The following is a 19575-nucleotide window of genomic DNA, read 5'->3' on the forward strand; positions in this document are numbered from 1 at the left end:
GCCTCCGCGAAGATGGTGCTCGGCGCGTTCGACGTCCAAGGTCTCCGTGTCGGTTACACCGGGGTGGCCGGCAGGTGCTCCGTTCGTGGGGACGGGATCGGGGAGACGTCGAGTGCGCGGGTGGCGGCTCGTTCGACCAGGAGCGGGACGAAGTCCCGGATCGGGCATCCGTCGAACCGGTGGAACACGGTGTCGATCACCTCGTCGACGAGGTAGCGGTCGACATCCGGGTACCGCGGGTACAGGCGGGCCCGGACGGCGTCGATGTGCTGGGCTTCGCTGACTTCCACACCGAAAATTCTCGTCCTCCACCCACCGGAAAGCGACCCTTTCACCAGGGGGACACCGGAGTGGGATCCCGGACGAGCTGCCCGGAAGGCTCGCGTCGGGGTTGACGGGGCGGCCGCCGATGCGCACGATATCGGCTGGACCGCAGCGGCGCAGTCTTTGTCCGAGACCCGTGCGGCACGCGCCTTCTGCCGCGCCGAGCAGGAGAAACGAGCCGATGACCCCGATCTCCCACGATCCCGACACGGCCCAGGCCGACATCTTTCTGTCCCTGCTACTGGCCGAGACCGACGGCCTCCTCGATCACATCGCGCACGCCCAGACCCAGGTCGAACAGCTCTGGCCCACCGATCGCGACCTCGAGCGGTATTGGCGGGCCGAGGAACACGCGTTACGCACCCAACTTCACCAGACGCAGGTGCTGGTCGACCGGCTGCTGGTCAGGTTCCCGGTGCTGGCGGACCGTCCACGTGCGTCCGCATCCGACCGGGCGGCGGAATGACTACACCTGCTTCGGATTCGACTCGGGCTTCAACGTCAAGACCGGTGCGTTCGGGCCGGGGCCTGCGGGAAAGCTCAGCGGTTTCGCGAAGGGAAACGCGACCGTCTTCTGCTTCGGCGGCACGGGCGCCGTTCTTCGTCACCGGCAGCGTGGCGGTGAAGAAACCCAGTTGGTTGGTCCCCGGGGGCACGGCCCCTGGCTGGTTGTTCCACCGGCCAGGGTCGTTGTTCCACCGGCCAGGGTCGGTCTACCCGGTGGAGCCGTGCGTGCTCGGGTCGGCGGTCAGGTCGTCGGTGTCGGCGAAGACCAGGCGCCCGTCGTCGAGGGCGACCGCCCACCGGTGCACCGGCGCCCAGGCGTGCCCGCGTTCGTCGGTGTCGGTCAGCTCGGCGTAGTCCTCGATGATCCGACCGGTCTGGTCCGCTTCGGACGGCCGGCGCACCAGCACCCGCGCGCCCACGCAGAGCGGACCGGGTTCGGGTTGCGGTTTGTGTTTCTTCTCGGGCATCGGTCTGCACCTTCCGCTCGCACCGACCCGGATCATAAGCACCTCGCCGACGAAACCTCATGCTCGACGCTGTCAGGGGGCACCCAACGATCGACAACGATCCGACCCGGGCTCCTGTGATTGCCTCGGCCAACGGCGGTTCCGGACCGCCGGGAGGACCGCAGATTCGGCGTTGCGTGCGGGTTCGTGCGGGCGGGCCTACTCGTTCCCGTCCGCGCGCCCCGCGGGCGGCGATAGCGTTGTGTGCAGCACTGCACTCCGGGCCCAGGCGAGGGCCCGTGAGCGTTCCGAGTCGAGGAACGGGATGTGAGTGACCATGGTGGAGCGAACGGGTGTGCGTCGCGAGGTTCTCCCGATTCCCGGTCGGCCTTGTCTCGGCCTGATCACCTTCGCCGCCAGGGATCGTGTTCTGGAACCACCCGGCCGGGGCCGTGGTCGGCTGGACCGTGCTGCTCGCCCTCTCGCGCTGCTGCTGCTCGCGATCCTCGTCCGGCCCGTCGTCGCGCGGGCCCGGCAGCACGGCGATGAGGCGGTGCCGGCATGACGTGGGCGCTACCGGCGATCGCCGCGATGTTGCTCGCCTATTCGGCGGTCTCCGGCCGGATCGCGGGCACCCCGATCACCGCTCCGATCATCTTCACCGTCGGCGGCCTGATCCTCGGCGCGAACGCGTTCGGGTTGATCGATGTGCACGCCGGCGCCGAGGTGGTGAAACTGCTCGCCGAGGTGACGCTCGGGCTGGTGCTGTTCTCGGACGCGTCCCGGGTGAACCTGCCCACCCTGCGCGCCGAGATCTCGCTTCCCGCCCGACTGCTCGGCATCGGCCTGCCGCTGACCATTGCGGCGGGTTTCGGCGCCGCACTGGTGATACTCGGTGACCTTGCCTGGCCGGAAGCGTTGCTGCTCGCGGTGATCCTCGCCCCGACCGACGCCGCCCTCGGGCAGGCGGTGGTGACGCTGCCGATCCTGCCGTCGCGGGTGCGGCAGGGTTTGAACGTCGAGAGCGGGCTCAACGACGGGATCTGCGTGCCGCTGTTCCTGGTCGTGCTGGCGGTCGCGGAGGCCGAGGCCGGCGCGCTCGGCGGCGGCGCCGGCGCCCGCCTGCTCACCGAGCAGATCGGGTACGGCGTCCTCGCCGGCGTTGTGGCCGGGGCGATCGCCGCCGCGCTCCTGGTCACCGGCGCCCGCCGCCGCTCCCTCGACCCGTTGTGGGCGCAGATCATTCCGGTGACGGCGGCCGCGCTGGCCTACACCGCCGCCGTGCCCCTGGGCGGGTCCGGGTTCATCGCCGCGTTCGTCGGCGGGCTGACCTTCGGCGCGGTCCGCCACCGCGCCACCGACCACCACGAGGGTGGTGGTACCGGTGGCGAGGCCGAGTGCGAGGACGAGGAGGCCGACATGCTCGACGAGGCCGGCGACGTGTTCAGCGCCGTGACGTTCATCGTCTTCGGTGCCGTGCTGCTCGGTCCCGCGCTCGGGCATCTGTCCTGGGCGGTGCTCGGCTACGCGGTGCTGAGCCTGACCGTCGTCCGGATGGTCCCCGTCGCGCTGTCGCTGATCGGGACGCACCCGCGCGGACCGACCGTCGCCTTCGTCGGCTGGTTCGGCCCGCGCGGACTAGCCACCATCGTCTTCGTCATCCTCATCCTCGAAGAACCGGGCGAGCTGCCCCACGAAGGCCTGCTCGTCACCACCGCCGTGATCACCATCGCGCTCTCCGTCCTGGCCCACGGACTCAGCGCCGCACCCTTGGCCGACCGCTACGCCGCCTGGTTCCGGCGTCACCCCCGCCGCGAGGACCAGCCCGCACCCGGCACCCCCGCACCCGGCACGCCAGGATGACGACGGGGACATGACGATGAGCGAGACCCGATCCGCCGCCCCCGACACCACGACCGGAGCCCGCCGCTGGTGGGCGCGGGCGGCGTTCGCACTGGCGATCCTCGCGGTGGCGGTGCCGCTGGTGTCCGCCGGACTGCTCAGCACCGTCGGGGTCCTCGTCGTCGGAGTCGGCGGCGTCGTCGTCATGGTCGCCGCCCTGTACTGGTTCCTCGCCAGTCGCGGTGTGCTGCGCTGGATCTCGCTGACGATCGCGATACTGTCACCGATCGTCGTGCTGGTCCTCTTCATCCGCGCCCACCTGCTCGCCGAGGTCGTCACCTCCATGGTTCTCGCGCTCGGCGCGGTGCCCTGCGCCCGCGCCGCCCTGCGCGGACGAACCTCGGACACCGCCGTCCGCGAGGTGCCCGCCCCACCGGTACGGCATCCGGTGCTGATCATGAACCCGCACTCCGGTGGCGGCAAGGTCGCGAAATTCGACCTGCAACGCAAGGCCGAGGAACTCGGCGTCGAGGTGGTCCTGCTCGAAGGACCCGGCACCGTCGACGTCACCGACCTGGCCCGGCTGGCCGTCGCCCGCGGCGCCGACCTGCTCGGCGTGGCCGGCGGCGACGGGACCCAGGCCCTCGTCGCGGGGGTCGCGGCCGAGAACGACCTGCCGTTCCTGGTGATCAGCGCCGGCACCCGCAACCACTTCGCGATGGACCTCGGACTCGACCGCGCCGACCCGAGCCGGTGTCTCGACGCCCTGCGTGACGGGGTCGAGCTCGCCGTCGACCTCGGCCGGATCAACGGCCGCCCGTTCGTCAACAACGCCTCCTTCGGGGTCTACGCCGAGGTGGTCCGCAGCCCGGCCTACCGCGACGACAAGGCCGGGACGGTGCTCCAGATGCTTCCGGACCTGCTCGCCGGACAAGCCGGCACCCCACTCGTCACCCGGATCGGGAACGTCACCGTAAGGAACCCGCAAGCGGTGCTGGTGAGCAACAACCCCTACGGCACCAGCGATCTCGCCGGCCTGAGCCGACGGGACCGGCTCGACCGCGGCGTACTCGGCGCCGTCACCGTCTCCGTCGCCAACGCCCGCCAGGCGGTCGGGCTGCTGCGCCGCGCGAACGTCCGGGGCCTGACCCAGCACACGACCACCGAGGTGGTCGTCGACGCCGACACACGTCAGACCCCGGTCGGCGTCGACGGCGAATCGTTGCTGCTGCCCACCCCGGTGCGGTGCACCATCGAGCCCGGCGCCCTCCGGATCCGGGTCCCCCGCGACCGCCCGGGAGTCCGCCCCGCCGAACCCACCGTCGACTGGGTCCGGCTCCGCGAACTGGCCTGGCACCGTCAGACCCCGCCGTTGCCGACGCAGGGAGACCAGTCATGACGGCCGAGCAACACGACGAGTGGATCGACGGGCGCCGCTGTCTCGGTCTCGACGTCCTCGCCCGTTCCCGCGGCGACAATGCCGCCACTACCGAACCCAAGCAGGAGGTGACACCCGAAGCTCACCGCATAACCCCACGAGGAGTCACGCGACACCTCGTACACCACGTCCTGGGACTTGACCACACGGAATTATCCGGCGACTCGGGTGGTCCGGCGCCGACGACGCGGTGGTGTGTCACCAGTGTGACTTCGCCGGTTGCACCAACCCCACACACATGTGGTTGGGGACCAACGCCGTCAACCGCACCGAATGCCACCTACGCCCGCCGCAACCTCGCCAGCCCGCTTGCCGATGTCCGCGGCCCGGCCGGCCGCACCCGCGCCATCGCCGCCGCCATCCGCACCGGACTCGCCTGCGGCGAAGCCACCGACAGGATCGAGGAACGGATCAGGTGTGCCGAAGCGGCCGGGCTGCCCCTGACCCTCTGGTGAGTAGACCGGAACGGCGACGTCGCGGTCGTGCGGGGGACGACATCGTCGACGAACACCCCGTCCTCTGCGAGCGCCGCAATCCCCGGGAGTAGCTGGGGCAGAACAATGGTGATGAGGATGGTCGCGGGTTGCCGAGGCCGGTTGCCCGATGCACTCGAACAGGGGTCAGAGCCGAGCCCCTGATGATGCGGGGCGAAGGCGGCGTGCCGGGCAGGTCGTCGCGCGCAGCAGCTGTTGTCCGACGCCTCGGACGAGGTGTATCTCACCCGCAACGGGTGAGACACCGCGCCGGCACCAAGCCCTAGGCTCGAAAAGGGTCGGGTGGCCGGCGATCGGTCCCTCGATCACGGTTTGTCGCGTGGGGCCTCTCACCGGTCCGTCCCGGCAGATGCGGGGGTCTGGTCCGCATCAGGTTGTCGAGAACGAGCTCATGGCTGGACAAGCGAGGAGCCGCTGGGGAGGTCCTCCGGGGCTGTATTTGAGAGTCGCCCGATCTGCTCTTCCCACTGCTGTCTTCAGAAGCGAGGTCCTGCAGTGAATACGACCGATTTCGACCACACCGGGCCCATCGACTACCTGGTCGTGGAGTTCCCCGCCGACCGACAACCGGATGGGTCGGCGCTGCCGCTGCTGCGGGACCTCGTCGAGAACAACGTCATTCGGGTCCTCGACCTCGTCTTCGTCCGCAAGGGAACCGACGGGACGGTGGAGGGAATCGCGATCGATGCGGTCGGCTTCGCAGGTGAATTCGACGTGGCGCTGTTCGCGGAGGCGGCGTCGGACCTGCTCCACCCGACCGATCTCGAGCAGGCCGCGGAGGTTCTCGAACCCGGTTGTTCCGGAGCCATCCTCGTCTACGAGAACTGCTGGGCCGCACCGTTCGCCTCGGCGCTGCGGAGGGAGGGTGCCCAGCTCGTCGCCTCGGGTCGGATCCCGGTCCAGGGAATTCTCGCCGCACTCGACGCCGCCGATTCCGTCAGTTGACTATCACAGGAGTGAGGATGCCAGGACTTCTCCGCGGAGTTGCCCGCACCGCCGTGGTGGCCGGTACCGCGACCGCCGTGTCCAATCGGGTCTCGCGCCGTCAGGGTCAACGGTGGGCTGCCGAACAGCCTGCGGCACAGTATCAATCAGCACCGGCGCAGCAGTTCCCGCCGCAGCCGGCGGCCCCACCGGCGGCGGGTGTCGACCGGATCTCCGCTCTGAAACAACTCGGCGAACTCCGCGATCACGGGGTGCTGACCGATCAGGAGTTCAACACCGAGAAGGCCGGGATCCTGGCCTCCTAACCGCATCATCGAGTGGATGGAGCAACGCTAATGGACGGCTTCTGGGATTTCTTCTGGTTCGTCACCGTCACTTTCCTGTTCGTGGCATACCTGATGGTGCTGTTTCAGATCATCACCGACCTGTTCCGGGACCACGAGACCTCGGGGTGGGTGAAGGCGATCTGGATCGTGTTCCTGTTCGTCGTCCCGTTCCTGTCCGCGCTGATCTACCTGATCGTGCGGAACGAGGGCATGACCGAGCGGTCCGCGTCGGCCTTCCACCAGGTCAAGCGGGCTCAGGACAGCTACATCCGGGAGGTGGCCGGGCAGTCCCCGGCTCAGCAGATCGCGGATGCGAAGGCGCTGCTCGACTCCGGCGCGATCACCGAACCGGAGTTTCAAGCGATCAAGTCCAAGTCGCTGGTGTAACGGCGGCGCCGGTCCCGGTTCGGCTCCTGGGCTGGGCTGGGCTGGGCGGCGCGGCTGCGTGGCCTGGCGGTGTTTCCACTGTGTGCAAGGCCCGATTCCGTTCGGTTTTCGAGGGGGGAACGACTCGCATGAGCGACGCCACCAGGCATACCCGCATCGAATACGACGTCGACGGATTGAACTGGAGAACGCGGGCGTTGTGTCGGAATGGTAACTTCGACCAACTGTTTGTACGGGGTGCAGCCCAACACAAGGCCGCGCTCCTGTGTCGGCACTGCCCGGTGCTGATGGAGTGCGGTGCGTATGCGCTCGACAAGCGTGTCGAGTTCGGGGTGTGGGGCGGCATGACGGAACGTCAGCGTCGGGCACTGCTCAAACAGAATCCCGAGGTCGTGTCCTGGTCCGCCTTTCTCGGCCCTCGGACCTGACGATCGTCCGGTGAAAGCGACATGGGCAGTGTCCGGTGCGATCACATCGCAGGGCCCGGACTTCCTCGTGTCCGTTGACAGCCGTCATGGTCACCGGGTTTCACGAAGGCGATCTCGACCCACCTCCTCCATCAGGTGGGTCGGGTGCGCAGTGGGCCGGGCGGCCCCACTGGATCCGGTACCGATGAGTGTGTAGGGCGCAACGGCGCCTAGCTGTAGCCCTCGGAATCGAGGGCGGCCGGGTACGCGCGCGGCACTTCCTCGCATTGTCGCGGGCAGACGAGGGGACACCCCACCAACACGGACGAGGCAATGGCGCGGCTCGACGCCACCACCAGGGTCCGGCACCGCTGGTTCGGCCGCGCGCTTCCCCGACCAGTCGCGCCTCGAACAGGAAATGCGGATAAGCGGAGACGAGACGAGTAGGCGCCTAGCTACCCTCCGCGTACGGACTGATGTCGTGAGGGCTCGAGCACGTGCCCCGGCCCGTCGGGGTCACTCGGCGTTGCCGGTGGGGAAGTAGACCGTTCCGTCGCTGCCTACACATCCTCCCTGGACGGGTCCCGGCCCGAAGGTGCCGTTGACCTGGCCGGTTCCACCGCCGGGGTTCGATCCGACTCCTGCCCCGCCGACTCCGACTGCGCCGCACGTGTAGCTGTTGGAATCGCCCTGGTCGTTGTGGAACTGAACCTGCGTCCCTGGTGTGTTCGGATCGCCGTGCATGTTCGGGGCGGCCGTGGCGACGCCCGGAGCCGTGAACAAGGCGATGGCGGCTGCTGCGATGACCGCACGCCTGGTGATTGTTGTCATGGGTGGTCACTCTCGATTCCATTCCAGCCGACACCCGTGTGGGAGTCGTGACTGTCCTCGCCGAGCGGGCGCCTAGAGCGCCTCATCCGGTGGTGGACCCCATTATCGTCCCGGGGTGGACGGCGAGATACCCCTGATGTCCGGCCTGTCGGAGGCCATGGGCGTCCGATCTCGACTTCGAAGTGCATCGATCCGCGTCGCACGCGTTGCCGCTGCGCTCAGATCGCTCTTCCGCCGCCGGTAGGAGCGGGATCGGGCAGGCGGGGTCGGTGCGTTCATCCCTGCTGTCGTTCGCGAGCGGGTCACGCTCTCTTCTGGTCACCTGGCATCGTGGCCCTGAGCACGCGTGAGGAATTCAGGGGCCGCCCGGGCGCGGTGGACGGCCGCCGGACTCCGGGTCCCGGTGCTCAGGCGGCCTCGTCGCGCTCGCAGCACGGGATACCCTCTCCCGAGTAAGCTCTACCAGGTGACCGCCACGATGCCTGGCGTCAAGAGCTGCGCAAACGTCAACCCCTTGTGGTTCTCGGCTCGCGCGGGCGACGGCACGACATGCAAGGCTGCACTCGGCGCTGTCGACGGCCAGATCAAGGCGGGCGAGCCGGCGACCGGTGCCATCGTGAAGGGCTCGCTCGGATTCGATGTGACGGGCGGCCTTTTCATGTCGATCCGGTACGACAGCCCGCTGGGCGAAAGGCTCGGAACATGGACAATAGGTTGCCGACGGGGTACATCGTTCACCTGGAGAATGACGACGGCGTCGACCTGATCCCCGAGGGCAACGACGCCTCGACGGTGGACGGCGTGCTGACAATCTTCAAGAACACCGAGGTCTTGGCGATCTACCGGGCCGGGTCGTGGAAGGCCATCCGTCGAGACAAGAACGTCACGCGCTACGTCGACAAGCAGCTCTCACCGGTCTCGATCGAGACGATCGAAGACTCGGCGACGTCGACCGGGCCGGAAACCGCGGTGGGCTGATCTCCGGCACCGACGGAGTGTCCGATACGGAAAGGGAGTTGAGCGCGAGTGGAGGGCTTTCCCTTGCGAGGAAAGCGGCTCCGGACCGCTCCTAAGCACGATCGTCGGCGTTTCGGACGCCGCACCCGGCAGTCGGGAAGAGTACATGCGGCACAACATCTTCGGCCCCACCCAGCGCCGAACACCGGAAGCACCGCCCGTGACCACCTCGCGAATGAACGAACGTATCTCGCGTGGCACCGCACCGGGATCAGTGTCGCCGCACTCGGGGTGGCGGTCGCGAAGTTCGCCCCGGACCGCGGCGGCCACGCCGTCGCCGCCGGGTTCATCCTGCTCGCCGCGGGCCTGCTGGTGTCGGTGTACGGCACCGTCCGCTACCGGGTGATCAGCCGGCAGCTCGAGTCCGGGGAGTTCGCACCGGCCACCTTCACCGCCGTCGTCACCTCCAGCGTCGTCACACTGCTCGCCCTCGTCGCGGTGGTGGTCCTGCTCTGACCCGATACCGGCGCAGCTCCACCCGGCGTCCTCCGACTGCCGGTCCCGGTTCCACCATGGGCACCAGGTAGTACACACCGAAGAGCAGCACCCAGGTCACCGCGACGGCGAGGGTCGCGCGCACGATTTCCCGCCGCCGGCGACGGCGATCCAGTTCACCACGAGGATCAGTCCGGGTGGCCGGGTCGAGCTCGGTCCGCGGCGAGGATGTACGCGTTGATCACCACCACCGGTGCCCGGCCGGATGGTCTGACTCCGGGAAGTTCTCGGCCCACTCCCCGTCATCGGTCCGGACCTCGAAGTGCGCCTCCCACGGGAGGTCGAAATCGGCCGATTCGACGGCGTCCTCTGCTGCGTCAAGGTCGTAGAACACGGCCGCGCCCTCGGGGTTCGGTCCGTCCGAGACGGTGTAGCGCTCTGAACTGTCGCGCGGCGCCAGCAGATGTCCTGTCTCGCCGCCGAAGCACCCTGAGGGTCGACTCCGTCGCTGCAGTCCCGGCAGTAGACACGCACCCGTATCGCACGGCGGCCTGGCTCCCTGACAAGTCACTTCGTGTCCCGTTCGCCGTCCTTGGTGGCCGAGCTGGCGCTCCGCGCGTCGGCGAGTTCGGCGCGCAGCTCATCAGCTCGTTCGCGGGCGGTCGCTGCCTGCGCCTGCGCGGTCACGAGATCCGTCTTGGTGGCGCCGAGCTCGTCGCGGAGTTCGCCGGCTCGTTCGCGAGCGGCCGCTGCCTGCGCCTGGGCAGTTGCGAGATCCGCCTTAGTGGTGGCGAGTTCGTCGCGGGCTGCGTCCGCTCGGGTGCGTTCGGACTGCACCGCGGTCCGGGACTCCGTGAGATCGGCCTCGAGCCGCTCGATGCTGGCTGTCGCCGCCGCTGCTGCGCGATCGGATTCACTCCGGACCTGGTCAATCTGAGTAAGAAGGTCGGCGTTGTGGCGACGCAGGGACTCGACAAGTTCATGCTGTTCTGCCGCCTTGTCGCGGTGCTCGGCAGCCGCGGCCTCCATCTCTTGTCGCCACCGATCGAGGACCGCGGCGTGTTCCTCAGCAAGCACGGTCAGCTCCTCCCCGTGCGCTACCCGCAGGGCCTGCACCTGTTCGGCGTGCTCGCGCTGGGCTTCGGCCAACGCCGTCGCTGACTCCGCGGCCGCCGCTTCGGCGGCCTGGGCGGCGACGTCGGCATTGGCGCGGTCATCGAGCGCCGCCTCGAGCTGGTTACGGAGTTGCTCGATCTCGTCCGCGGCGTCGGCCTTCACCTTGTCCGCGGTGACCTGTGCGCGGCGTAGGTGGGCGTCTATCGCTGCCGGATCCCCGAGCAGGTCGACCGCACCGGTGATCCGATCGGCGACCGCAGACAGCCTTTCCAATGCGCCGCCGGCCTCCTGCCGCAGCAACGGCAGGACCTGCGCCAACGCGGTCGCTGCCTCCGCCGGGTCGGTAGGCAGCTCAGCCTCCGCCGCGGCAGAGGCGGTCTCCTGCTTCTGCCGCGCCCGCCAGGCCCGGACCCGGTCAGCGTCCGACGCGTACTCCCGGGGCCTACCCGGCTTGTTTTCAGCCATTTTGTCCCTTCTCGTTTGTTCTGGCGAGGTTGATGTCGGTTGACCTGGGGTTCGCCAGTTGGGGGTGGTGTCGTCATTGGTCATCGTTTCTCACTTGAAGTGGCGAATTGATGGGTAGATGGCTTGGTTCATGTATGGGTTGAAGGGGTAGTGGGTGCGGACCCGTCTCCAGAACTCATCGCGGGTCTTCTGGTGGTTGCGCCGGTGTTGGATGACCCAGCTCTTGAGCGGATCGATGTAGACCGTCCAGGCGATCCGGTCGCCGAAGTTCGGTGACTGTCCGAGTTGGCGGCCGACTCGGCTGTAGAACCGGGCGAGTTCGGTGTTCGTGTCGACCATCGCGACGTGGCGACGCCATTCGAGGTCGCAGAGCACTTCGGCGAGCGCGACGGCCTCCGGCAGCACGAGCAGGCCCGTCTCCGGTCCGGAGACGGATTGCATCGCCGTCTCCCGCTGGTCCCACCGCGCGTGCAGGTGTTTGTGGACATGGTTTGGGCGGCTCCTGGACCATTCCCGAACGATGTAGTCGGCGTGCTGAAGCTGCCCCTGTGTCCAGTCGCCGTCACCGGTTCTCGAGCACAGCCGGTCGAAACGGCGATGCGCCCTGATGATTCCGGCCGTATTGGACAGGTCGACCTGGTGGGGCCGGTGTGGGGTCGTGTTCACCCATCGGCGGTGCCGTCGGCATATCTGTGGTGCGACCTTGGCGCGGACTCTGATGCGCGGGTGTCCGGGTAGTCGTGCGATGCACTCGTCACAGTGCTCACGCAGCTGGACCGACCGGTGGCCCCGGATCATCGGCTTTCCTCTGCCGGGGTCGGCCCGGATTGTGGTGTGCGCCAGGGTGGGCAGTACCTTGCGCAGTCGTGGGGCGGGGATGCCGGTGAAGGTTTCCAGTCTGTGCAGCGCGGCCGGGTTGAGCGTGATGTCATGTTTGTCGATCCATGATCGGGTCGGGGGCGCGCCGGCCGGTTCTCCCAGGGCCCGCAGCAGTGTGGTGGGGTGGGTGAGCGCGTTCGCGTCGGCGAGCCGAAAGGCGAAGGACACCACGGTCTCGCCGGCGACCGGGCGGACGCGGACGGGAAGGATCTGGGCGGGCTGTTCCCACATCCTCATCTGCCCCTCCTGCGGCCGCGGGGCGGCTCGAACTGGGCCATCGCGGCGCCGTCGAGCAGTACCGCGTCCAGGTGGGTTTTGGTGATCTTCTCGGTGCCGTCGCTGATGGCGTCGTTGGCGGCTTCGTAGATGAGCTGGTCGAGGCTGCCGATCATGCCGCCGGTGCGGGCATGCAGATAGGGTGCCTGCTCGATCAGGGTTCCCGGTTTGTGCCGGTGCAGCCGCAGCGTCTGTTCCATCGCGGCGACGAGCTTGGCCCAGTCCCGTTGGTCTTCGGCGCTGCGGTGGGTGAACGGCCCGGTCGTGACCGGGATGAACCGGCCGAGGATCTGACGGCCCCGGACCCCGGAGAACAGGCTGCTTTCCTCGAGGTCGAGTCCGGCGTATACGAAAGTGGCCGAGATGGTATCGAAGAAGTATTTGAGCTGGTCGGAGGCGTCCTTGCCCTTGCGGGTGGTCAGATCCAGTCGGTGGATCTCGTCGACCAGGACCATGCCGGTGCCGACCCGGCGCATCACCTCGACGACACTGTGGGCGACCGACTGCGGGCTGTCGTGGTGGCCGACCGGCAGGCCGAGGAAGCCTGCCATCTCGGTGGCCAGCGCTTTCGGACCCGCATCGGGCGGGACCACGATGTAGACGACGGGGATGCGGTCGGTGATTCCCGGGCTTCGCCGCTGCAGGTCGATCTGGAACTTCTTGCCCAGCTGCGTGATCGAGGTGGACTTGCCGGTGCCGCTGGCACCGGACACGAGCAACCCTCGGCGGCCCAGCTGTTTGCCGCGGTTGTTGATCACCAGCTTCGTTCCGGTGTGGATGATCGTGCGGATGTCCGGGGTGGCGACCAGCAGCAGCGCCGAGTGGTAGTCCTGGCGGGCCTCGTCGTAGAGCTCACGCTCCAACGGGTCCAACCGCTTCCAGTCCTCGCCGGGCAGCAGCCGCGGCGGCTCGGGGGTGGTTTGGGCGGCGAACGACGCCCAGCCCTGCTTGGTCGCCAACGAGTGGCGAACCTCCAGATCCGTCGACGTCAAGGTCACCGGCGGGCCCCCAGGTCGTCGGCGAACGGATCGAACATCCCGAACGGCACCACCTCACCGACCACCACCTCCACCGCGCCGGACTCCTCACCGGCGCTCTCCTCACCGGTTCCCGCCCCGGCGGGCAACGCCGGGACGGTGGCCGCCGCCGGCGGAGCGGTCAGTTCGGTGGGCAGGTGGTTGGTCATCTCGCGGGCAGTTCGGGTGCGCGCCAACACCCGATCGGCACCGGGGCCGGTTTCTGCGCGACGCAGCAGCGCGGCGAGGATCACCGCGACGGCCATCTCGTTGGTGTCGTCGACGCCGCGCTGCGCGGCGATGTTGCGGGAGGCCCGCCAGGTGAAGTCGGCGAACGGCTGGCCCACCACCGTGTGATGGGTCCACGGCGCGGTGATCCAGCCGTGGCCGTGGTGGTTGCGCACCCAGACCCGTGACACGTCGTAGGGGTCGTAGTGAACTTCCCACCGGCCGCCCTTGGCGGTCACCCCGGAGCTCTGGTGCGCGTGGACACGCAGTTCCGGGCTGTTGTAGGTGCGGTACTCGATCTGGATGCCCGTGTCGGTGATCGCCCGCCAGTCCGCGGGCAACAACTCGATGTAGTCCTCGCCGGTCAGCGCGACCGGGACGTAGCCGGCGGCCGCGACCAGCGCGGCATAGGCATCGTTGGGCGAGGTCGCCTGATCGGGGTTGAACGGGTGTCGCAGCCCCTCATGGGGACGGGTCTGCCACCCGCAGATGACCCACTCGTCGAACAGCTCCTGAAGCTCGGGCAGCGACCAGACGGCGCGCTCGGCGACATCGGCGCCCCGGCGGGTGACGTCACGGCCGGTGTAGCCGGCGACGTGCTGACAGAACAGGGTGTTGATCGAGGCGAAGGTGCGCTCGACGATCGACTTGTCGGTGGCCGTCTGCTGGTGGGCCGGCTGCACCGAAATGCCCAGGGTGTCCGCCGCCCGCAGGAACACCTCCGAGAGGAACACCTTGCCGTGGTCGATGACCACGGTGTCGGGCACGATCACCGGCTTGGCGGCCGCCATCGCCATCCGCGCGTCCAACGCGACCAAACGTTGGTGCGGGATCCGCGACGCCGCCATCGCCAAGGCCTGGTCCCACCCCGGTCGCATCGGCTCCGGGACCGTCGCCCGCGCCAGCAGCAGCGCCGCGTCGACCGCCTTCGCCCCGACCGGCCGCAGCACCCCCGAACAGATCGTGCGGGTCGCGATGTCGATCGACAGCACGAGCTCCGCGCGTCCGATCACCCCGTCGTCCATCACCGCCATCACGTCCAGCGGAGTGGCATCGAGCTGCACCTGCTCGCCCGGCCGCGCCGCCGTCGTCGCGGTGTAGGGCCGGGGCGGCTTGTTCGCGGTCTGGCGACGCGTCACCGCCGACCCGAACGTGTGCCGCCCCTTCGACAACACCTCGAGCAGCCGGTAACACGTCGCCTGCGACGGCAGCTCCACCACACCCGGACCGTGCTCGTCGTCGAGCAATTCACGGATCTGACGGATCGCCCGCGACCTGGTGCCCGTCGAGGTGCCGGTCTGTGACCCGATCACCCTGACCGCCGCCGCGACCACCCGCTCGTCGACATGCCCGGTCGGCTTCGCGGCCCGGGCCGAGCGGGTGTCGACCAACCCCCACAGCCCCTGGTCGCGGTAGCGGGCGCGCATCCGCTGCACGGTGCGGACGCCGGTCCTGGACCCCGCCGCGGTCAACTCGGCGGCCTTGGCCTTATCCCTCGCCGCCATCGTCTGGGTCATCGGGTCGTATTCCGGGCGTGGCCGCGCATCCGCCGCCGCGCCCGGCGGCAACCCGGTCTCGATCTCGACCAGATGCCGTTCCCACTCCCGCGCGGCCGCCACCACATGCTCGGGCATCGCCTCGAGCAGCCTGACCGACTCCACCCTCGGCGCCGGGGCCGCGCCGATCAGCTCGAAATCCTCGGCCGCCAGCAGATACGACAACGCGACCACCGTGGTAGCGCCCGCATCCGACAACAACCGGATCGTCGTGCCCGAGAACGCGACCACCGTGTGGGCTTGCCCGGCAAAGATCACCCGGTCCTCGACCCGCAGAGCGCTCGGCCGGATCATGCCCTGCCCCCCGCCGCCGCCAACTCGTCCGCCAGATTCGCCACTCTCGCCAGATTCGCCACCTGCGGCGCACAGCGCACGACGGTGCGGTGCGACAGCACCAGCGACAGATCCGCGACCAGCAGCTGCCTCCACATCAGGTGGTACAGCACCGGCAACGTGCCCAGCGGGTCGCCCACGATCTCGGCGCCCTCCACCAACGGCCGCGGCCGCTCGAACACCTCCAGCAGCTTCGCCGCCACCGGCTCGTCGAAACACCGCGGATGCCGGTATCCCGCCAACCACCGCTGGTTGTTCACCACCACGCCGTCCAGCCGGTCCCACACCGCGTACCGCCAGTCCAGCGCCGCGCACGCCCGGCCGGTCGCCTCGAACGCCTCGCGGTCGGTCTCACCGATCAGCTCCCACGGACGCGAGTCCAGCACCAGCACACTCCCATCGGCCGAGGACACCAGAAAGTCGGGAGCGTGTCGCCGCTGCTTGCCGCCGTGCGGCCACAGCAGCCAGAACGGCTGGGACACGATCCTCACCACCGAGGCGTCGAAATCCAACGCCACCAGGTGATCTCGCTCCACCCACGACTCGAACCCGATCCGGCGGGCCATCGTGCTCGCCCAATACCAGCCCGGAAAATTCCGCTGACCTCGATACGACGGGAACGACCGCGCCGGCCGTCCCAGCTCAGCCACCACCTCAGGCAGCCACTCCCACGGCACCCGCCGCTCTTCGCCGCCCTCGGTGAGGAACACCGCCTCGAAGTCCCCGGCAGACCCCGCCTGTCCTATCTGTCCATCCAGCACCGGGACATCATCCTCGCCACATTCGATGAGAACTCGCCACCACGCCGACAGATCGCCTGATAACTCGCCATATCGGCTGAGAACCGACACATTTCGACGCTCCCACCGTTGACGTGAGATGAATCGTAACATATTATCGTTTCGTTTCATTACGTATCGGATACGAAACGAAACGATACGAAACCGTAAAATGCCGCCCAAGGGTCGTTCCATGTCTCGGGGGGGCGCTCATGTCGGTTCCGGCCGTATGTGGCGGATTCCCAGTGAATGTGGCCGGCGTGGTGGCGGTGCGGGCTGTTGTATCCGGCGGGAGCCGGAGGGGAAGGCCGTCGTGCTCTGCGTTTCATAAAGGTGTTACGATCGTTACATTATGAACGAGCCGGACGGGTTCTTGCTGGTCTCGGCGAGCACCGCAGGCGCTCCGGCGGCGACGCGGGTGCGGGTGTGGCGCAAGCTGCGCTCGCTCGGGGCGCTGTATGTACAGCAGTCGGTGTGCCTGCTGCCAGACCGGGATCCTGTGCGCCGCCAGGCGCAGCGACTGATCGCCTCAGTCCGCCACGACGGCGGCACAGCCCGCTCGCTGACTGTGGCGGTGACTGACCCGGCCGAATACGCCCAGCTGGTCGCGGAGTTCAACGCCGAGCGGGATACGGAGTACGCCGAGATCGCCGAACGCGCCCCCGAGCTACTCGCGGAGCTGGAGAAGGAGAGCGCACGCGGCAACGCCACCTATGCCGAGGTGGAGGAGTCCGAGGCGGACCTGGAACGGTTCGACAAATGGCTCGCCAAGATCGCCGTCCGCGACTACTTCGGCGCTCCGGGCGGCGAGGCAGCCCGGACGGCGGTGGAGCGATGCCGTACCGCGCTCGCCACTTTCGAGGACGCCGCCATCGCCGCGCAGGCCGGCGATCACATTGCCGCCGTGGAATCCAAGTCTCTGCTGCCCGCCTCGGCGCGGCTGCGCGCCGTCGACTGACCGCAAGAAGGAGTGCCCAATGTGGTGGGAGATATTGATCGGAGTCGGCGTCGGGCTGCTGGCCGCGTGGCTGGCCCTGGTGATCGCCCTGCTGCTGATCCGCCCCAGGGGCCTGGTTTCTGGTTGGCTTGGCTCCCAACGTCATTGGTTGGCGTGTCGGAGGTTGGTTCGTGGCGACGCGGGTGTTCGCGGATGAGGGAGTTGGCGCGTCTGCGGGAGTTCCCGGAGATCAGCCGCGAGGAGCTGTTCCGGTTCTTCACGCTGTCGCCGGCCGCTCTCAAGGCCGCCGATCGTGTCATTGCTGAACGACCTCTTACATCGCGTCGCTAGCCTGGGATGAAAGGTGTCGATACAACGTGGCGCGGCCAATCCCCAGGACAGCTGCAATTTCAGTTTTTGGGGCTCCCGCCTCGATCATCTGCCGAATGTGTCGCGCCTTCGCCGCGTCGATCGCCTTGGGCTGACCGCCTATCCGGCCTCGTGCTCGTGCTGCCGCGAGACCGGCGACCGTCCTCTCCTGAATCAGCGCTCTCTCGAATTGTGCTAGCGCCCCGAATATTTGAAAGATGAGCATCCCGCCGGGAGAGGAGGTGTCGATCGTCTCGGTAAGCGATTTGAATGCCACACCTCGCGCCTGGAGGCCTTCGACCGTCTCAATCAGATGACTCAGCGATCGACCGAGCCTGTCCAAGCGCCACACCACAAGCGTGTCGCCGGCGCGAAGATGCCCGAGTAGGTCGAGAAGTTCGGGGCGGTCCTTCTTCGCACCGCTCGCCACTTCTTCCCAGACCCTCGTACACCCGGCGGCCGCCAGAGCGTCCCTCTGCAAATCCAGCACTTGGTCGGTGCCACTTACCCTCAGATACCCGAATACGGCGCTCACAGGCGATGACTGTCCCAGAAACCTCTGACACGCTCTAGTGGGCACCTGAGAGGGTGAGACAGGTTTCTGAGACACATCACATTTTGGTAACGCTACCCATCGATTCGACTACTGGACACCTGCAGAGCAGCCGCGGACTCGTTCGGCCCCACTCGCGGCCGCCGGCACTCGATTCCCGTCCGGTGTCTCAACTCCGGGCGTCTCAGTAACGGTCGAATGAGAGACGACCCGAGTTAGCGCATATCTATGCAGAGCGGATCGCCACACCCTCTCCCAGACCAACCACCACAGGGCAATTCCTCTTCAGATCGTAAAACCATCGCGTCCGGCACCGTCCAGTGTGAACTGGAGGACCCGGCCGAATTCGGTTGGCAGTTGGATCGAGGTAGTAACTGGATTGAATGCCGCGTGCTCGCCCGTAGTACCTGACACCGAGTAAATTTCGCCCGATCCGGTGTCCTGGTCGTATGGCTCGCTCCAGTCGGGGCTGGTGACGGTGATTTCAGACGTGAACGTATCGCCGCCGTCGAGGACGAAGGTGCCGACGAATCGCCAACCGCGATAGACGTCCACCTTGTTGCACCCGTCGACGCTCGCCCCCTTCAACTGGCCAAGATGGACCTGCCATAGTTCTGGTTGTTGCGCGCCGTTTTCCGATGCGAAGGTCCAACTTGCGCAGTCGTAGTAACGCTCTGCGAAGGGAAACGCCGTTTCTCGCAGGTTAGCTAGCGACTTGCCTTCGGCGGCATCCCAGGTGGACGTAGTCATGGGTAAGAGAAAGAAGAGGGTCACTGCAACCACCACCCAGCCGATCACGATCGATATCGTTCGGAATTTCCACGGGCGTACGAGAAGAAACAGCGCGAGGAGTGCGGCTATGACGACCAGCCCGGCGAGGTAGTCGGGGCCGAAATGGTCCCATATGCCCCGAACCTCTGGATCGAAGATCGCCTGGTACTCCTCGAGCAGCGGGGTTCTCCGCATGAGGAAATGTCCGATCAAATAGGGGCCAAGGACCGTGACAGCTGCCAGCGCCGCAAGCCCAATTGCGATCCAGTCGATCTCGGTTCTTTTTCGTGCGTCGCCGAGTTGCCTTTGCTTGATGTCAGCTTTTTCGCGCTTGTCTTGTTGTTCGATTAACGCCGCGTGGTCCTTGTTATCGAACTCTTCCAGCGCCTTTTTCAGAGCTAGAGTGTGGGGGTGCTCGTATTCTAGAAGCCGACTAATGCGCCAGCTTTTCCCGTTCGGATGGTCCACACGTGAGTAACAAACGTCCCACTCTTCGTAGTGAGTTGACTCCATTGGAGCGTAGTCAGCGTGATTACACTGCGTGCCCCACGTGCGGTAATTCGTAAAAACGTTGCCGAAGTTTTCGCCTTTGACGAACTCTTGTTCATATCTCCCCTGATAGAGGCGTCCGTCCTGACCCAAGACGGCTTGATCTTCGTAGGTCCACTCCTCTTTTTCGTCGTTACCATGACTAGTGATGCGGGCGGCGATCAACCATCCTTTGGTGGTTGGGAGAGTTACATCGGTGGGTGTGGTTTGCCGCTTACGCGCAATATGGTTTGCGAGTTCGAGGAGGCCTCGTTCGGCTTCAACGGTGCAGGTCTGCCGATAGTCTGCTTCGGTTGTGGTCATCTGAATCGGACCCTTGACGTTTCAGCACTTGCCGTGGTCATGGCGT

24 protein-coding genes are annotated in these 19575 nt (G+C 67.3%); 13 read left to right on the forward strand and 11 right to left on the reverse strand.

The window, feature by feature from the left end; all coding sequences use genetic code 11:
- Positions 1–53: 53 nt before the first annotated feature.
- A complete protein-coding gene (locus JWS14_RS49095) occupies positions 54–290 on the reverse strand; it encodes a three-helix bundle dimerization domain-containing protein (RefSeq protein ID WP_206017479.1) in 237 nt (78 codons plus the stop codon).
- A 215-nt stretch (positions 291–505) separates the two neighbouring features.
- On the opposite strand from JWS14_RS49095, the gene JWS14_RS49100 reads away from it, so the two are divergent.
- The gene (locus JWS14_RS49100; protein ID WP_206017481.1) at positions 506–790 is read left to right on the forward strand and encodes a hypothetical protein; all 285 of its coding nucleotides are present in this window, start codon (positions 506–508) and stop codon (positions 788–790) included.
- Between the two features lie 247 nt (positions 791–1037).
- Here JWS14_RS49100 and JWS14_RS49105 read toward each other — a convergent pair whose 3' ends face one another.
- A complete protein-coding gene (locus JWS14_RS49105) occupies positions 1038–1298 on the reverse strand; it encodes a hypothetical protein (RefSeq protein ID WP_095864864.1) in 261 nt (86 codons plus the stop codon).
- Positions 1299–1614: 316 nt separating this feature from the next.
- Here JWS14_RS49105 and JWS14_RS49110 point away from each other — a divergent pair, with 316 nt between their 5' ends.
- The 8 genes from JWS14_RS49110 to JWS14_RS49145 all read left to right on the forward strand — a co-directional run bounded on the left by JWS14_RS49110 (position 1615) and on the right by JWS14_RS49145 (position 7137).
- Positions 1615–1842: a hypothetical protein gene (locus JWS14_RS49110; protein WP_206017483.1), complete on the forward strand. Its 228-nt coding sequence runs from the start codon at positions 1615–1617 to the stop codon at positions 1840–1842.
- Positions 1839–3140, forward strand: coding sequence for a cation:proton antiporter (locus tag JWS14_RS49115; RefSeq protein ID WP_206017485.1), 1302 nt, complete (start codon positions 1839–1841; stop codon positions 3138–3140). Before JWS14_RS49110 ends, JWS14_RS49115 begins: the two co-directional genes overlap by 4 nt.
- Positions 3141–3156: 16 nt before the next feature.
- A complete protein-coding gene (locus tag JWS14_RS49120) occupies positions 3157–4518 on the forward strand; it encodes a diacylglycerol/lipid kinase family protein (protein ID WP_206017487.1) in 1362 nt (453 codons plus the stop codon).
- A complete protein-coding gene (locus tag JWS14_RS51650; protein ID WP_338051868.1) occupies positions 4515–5012 on the forward strand; it encodes a hypothetical protein in 498 nt (165 codons plus the stop codon). Before JWS14_RS49120 ends, JWS14_RS51650 begins: the two co-directional genes overlap by 4 nt.
- A 534-nt stretch (positions 5013–5546) precedes the next feature.
- A complete protein-coding gene (locus JWS14_RS49130; protein ID WP_206017488.1) occupies positions 5547–5996 on the forward strand; it encodes a DUF6325 family protein in 450 nt (149 codons plus the stop codon).
- A gap of 17 nt (positions 5997–6013) precedes the next feature.
- The gene (locus JWS14_RS49135; protein ID WP_206017490.1) at positions 6014–6301 is read left to right on the forward strand and encodes an SHOCT domain-containing protein; all 288 of its coding nucleotides are present in this window, start codon (positions 6014–6016) and stop codon (positions 6299–6301) included.
- A 30-nt stretch (positions 6302–6331) separates the two neighbouring features.
- The gene (locus JWS14_RS49140; protein ID WP_206017492.1) at positions 6332–6709 is read left to right on the forward strand and encodes an SHOCT domain-containing protein; all 378 of its coding nucleotides are present in this window, start codon (positions 6332–6334) and stop codon (positions 6707–6709) included.
- 128 nt (positions 6710–6837) lie between these two features.
- Positions 6838–7137: a WhiB family transcriptional regulator gene (locus tag JWS14_RS49145; RefSeq protein WP_206017495.1), complete on the forward strand. Its 300-nt coding sequence runs from the start codon at positions 6838–6840 to the stop codon at positions 7135–7137.
- 495 nt (positions 7138–7632) lie between these two features.
- Here the strand turns inward: JWS14_RS49145 and JWS14_RS49150 are convergent, their stop codons facing one another.
- Positions 7633–7947, reverse strand: a complete 315-nt coding sequence (locus tag JWS14_RS49150; protein WP_095864908.1) for a hypothetical protein — start codon at positions 7945–7947, stop codon at positions 7633–7635.
- Positions 7948–8425: 478 nt separating this feature from the next.
- Here JWS14_RS49150 and JWS14_RS52190 point away from each other — a divergent pair, with 478 nt between their 5' ends.
- The 3 genes from JWS14_RS52190 to JWS14_RS49160 are packed head-to-tail and all read left to right on the forward strand — an operon-like array spanning position 8426 to position 9420.
- A complete protein-coding gene (locus tag JWS14_RS52190) occupies positions 8426–8713 on the forward strand; it encodes a hypothetical protein (RefSeq protein WP_420855191.1) in 288 nt (95 codons plus the stop codon).
- Positions 8650–8925 (forward strand): hypothetical protein, encoded by a 276-nt coding sequence (locus tag JWS14_RS49155; protein WP_206017496.1) that lies wholly within the window; start codon positions 8650–8652, stop codon positions 8923–8925. Before JWS14_RS52190 ends, JWS14_RS49155 begins: the two co-directional genes overlap by 64 nt.
- Before the next feature lie 48 nt (positions 8926–8973).
- Positions 8974–9420 (forward strand): YidH family protein, encoded by a 447-nt coding sequence (locus JWS14_RS49160; RefSeq protein ID WP_241031960.1) that lies wholly within the window; start codon positions 8974–8976, stop codon positions 9418–9420.
- 220 nt (positions 9421–9640) lie between these two features.
- Here the strand turns inward: JWS14_RS49160 and JWS14_RS49165 are convergent, their stop codons facing one another.
- The 6 genes from JWS14_RS49165 to JWS14_RS49190 all read right to left on the reverse strand — a co-directional run bounded on the left by JWS14_RS49165 (position 9641) and on the right by JWS14_RS49190 (position 16026).
- The gene (locus JWS14_RS49165; RefSeq protein WP_206017498.1) at positions 9641–9793 is read right to left on the reverse strand and encodes a hypothetical protein; all 153 of its coding nucleotides are present in this window, start codon (positions 9791–9793) and stop codon (positions 9641–9643) included.
- Between the two features lie 173 nt (positions 9794–9966).
- A complete protein-coding gene (locus JWS14_RS49170; RefSeq protein WP_206017500.1) occupies positions 9967–10980 on the reverse strand; it encodes a coiled-coil domain-containing protein in 1014 nt (337 codons plus the stop codon).
- 90 nt (positions 10981–11070) lie between these two features.
- Entirely contained in the window at positions 11071–12096 is a 1026-nt protein-coding gene (locus JWS14_RS49175) for a TniQ family protein (protein WP_206015547.1), read from the reverse strand.
- Positions 12093–13133: a TniB family NTP-binding protein gene (locus JWS14_RS49180; protein ID WP_206015546.1), complete on the reverse strand. Its 1041-nt coding sequence runs from the start codon at positions 13131–13133 to the stop codon at positions 12093–12095. The genes JWS14_RS49175 and JWS14_RS49180 overlap by 4 nt, the downstream gene beginning before the upstream one ends.
- The gene (locus JWS14_RS49185) at positions 13130–15229 is read right to left on the reverse strand and encodes a Mu transposase C-terminal domain-containing protein (protein WP_206015545.1); all 2100 of its coding nucleotides are present in this window, start codon (positions 15227–15229) and stop codon (positions 13130–13132) included. Before JWS14_RS49185 ends, JWS14_RS49180 begins: the two co-directional genes overlap by 4 nt.
- A complete protein-coding gene (locus tag JWS14_RS49190; RefSeq protein WP_206016273.1) occupies positions 15226–16026 on the reverse strand; it encodes a TnsA-like heteromeric transposase endonuclease subunit in 801 nt (266 codons plus the stop codon). Before JWS14_RS49190 ends, JWS14_RS49185 begins: the two co-directional genes overlap by 4 nt.
- Positions 16027–16399: 373 nt before the next feature.
- On the opposite strand from JWS14_RS49190, the gene JWS14_RS49195 reads away from it, so the two are divergent.
- Positions 16400–17005, forward strand: coding sequence for a Chromate resistance protein ChrB (locus tag JWS14_RS49195; protein WP_206017502.1), 606 nt, complete (start codon positions 16400–16402; stop codon positions 17003–17005).
- 313 nt (positions 17006–17318) lie between these two features.
- Here JWS14_RS49195 and JWS14_RS49200 read toward each other — a convergent pair whose 3' ends face one another.
- Positions 17319–17888 carry a recombinase family protein gene (locus JWS14_RS49200; RefSeq protein ID WP_206017503.1) on the reverse strand — a complete coding sequence of 190 codons (570 nt, stop codon included), beginning with the start codon at positions 17886–17888 and terminating at the stop codon, positions 17319–17321.
- Positions 17889–18191: 303 nt separating this feature from the next.
- The gene (locus JWS14_RS49205; RefSeq protein ID WP_206017505.1) at positions 18192–19529 is read right to left on the reverse strand and encodes a hypothetical protein; all 1338 of its coding nucleotides are present in this window, start codon (positions 19527–19529) and stop codon (positions 18192–18194) included.
- Positions 19530–19575: the final 46 nt, after the last annotated feature.

It is taken from the genome of Rhodococcus koreensis, assembly GCF_017068375.1.
Classification (GTDB): domain Bacteria; phylum Actinomycetota; class Actinomycetes; order Mycobacteriales; family Mycobacteriaceae; genus Rhodococcus_F; species Rhodococcus_F koreensis.

Bases quoted from the DNA above. Each gene is read 5' to 3' on its own strand.
- JWS14_RS49105 (WP_095864864.1), bottom strand. From the start codon at position 1,298: ATGCCCGAGAAGAAACACAAACCGCAACCCGAACCCGGTCCGCTCTGC.
- JWS14_RS49170 (WP_206017500.1), bottom strand. From the start codon at position 10,980: ATGGCTGAAAACAAGCCGGGTAGGCCCCGGGAGTACGCGTCGGACGCT.
- JWS14_RS49175 (WP_206015547.1), bottom strand. From the start codon at position 12,096: ATGAGGATGTGGGAACAGCCCGCCCAGATCCTTCCCGTCCGCGTCCGC.
- JWS14_RS49100 (WP_206017481.1), top strand. From the start codon at position 506: ATGACCCCGATCTCCCACGATCCCGACACGGCCCAGGCCGACATCTTT.
- JWS14_RS51650 (WP_338051868.1), top strand. From the start codon at position 4,515: ATGACGGCCGAGCAACACGACGAGTGGATCGACGGGCGCCGCTGTCTC.
- JWS14_RS49185 (WP_206015545.1), bottom strand. From the start codon at position 15,229: ATGATCCGGCCGAGCGCTCTGCGGGTCGAGGACCGGGTGATCTTTGCC.
- JWS14_RS52190 (WP_420855191.1), top strand. From the start codon at position 8,426: ATGCCTGGCGTCAAGAGCTGCGCAAACGTCAACCCCTTGTGGTTCTCG.
- JWS14_RS49115 (WP_206017485.1), top strand. From the start codon at position 1,839: ATGACGTGGGCGCTACCGGCGATCGCCGCGATGTTGCTCGCCTATTCG.
- JWS14_RS49155 (WP_206017496.1), top strand. From the start codon at position 8,650: ATGGACAATAGGTTGCCGACGGGGTACATCGTTCACCTGGAGAATGAC.
- JWS14_RS49120 (WP_206017487.1), top strand. From the start codon at position 3,157: ATGAGCGAGACCCGATCCGCCGCCCCCGACACCACGACCGGAGCCCGC.
- JWS14_RS49150 (WP_095864908.1), bottom strand. From the start codon at position 7,947: ATGACAACAATCACCAGGCGTGCGGTCATCGCAGCAGCCGCCATCGCC.
- JWS14_RS49140 (WP_206017492.1), top strand. From the start codon at position 6,332: ATGGACGGCTTCTGGGATTTCTTCTGGTTCGTCACCGTCACTTTCCTG.
- JWS14_RS49110 (WP_206017483.1), top strand. From the start codon at position 1,615: ATGGTGGAGCGAACGGGTGTGCGTCGCGAGGTTCTCCCGATTCCCGGT.
- JWS14_RS49195 (WP_206017502.1), top strand. From the start codon at position 16,400: ATGAACGAGCCGGACGGGTTCTTGCTGGTCTCGGCGAGCACCGCAGGC.
- JWS14_RS49135 (WP_206017490.1), top strand. From the start codon at position 6,014: ATGCCAGGACTTCTCCGCGGAGTTGCCCGCACCGCCGTGGTGGCCGGT.
- JWS14_RS49205 (WP_206017505.1), bottom strand. From the start codon at position 19,529: ATGACCACAACCGAAGCAGACTATCGGCAGACCTGCACCGTTGAAGCC.
- JWS14_RS49145 (WP_206017495.1), top strand. From the start codon at position 6,838: ATGAGCGACGCCACCAGGCATACCCGCATCGAATACGACGTCGACGGA.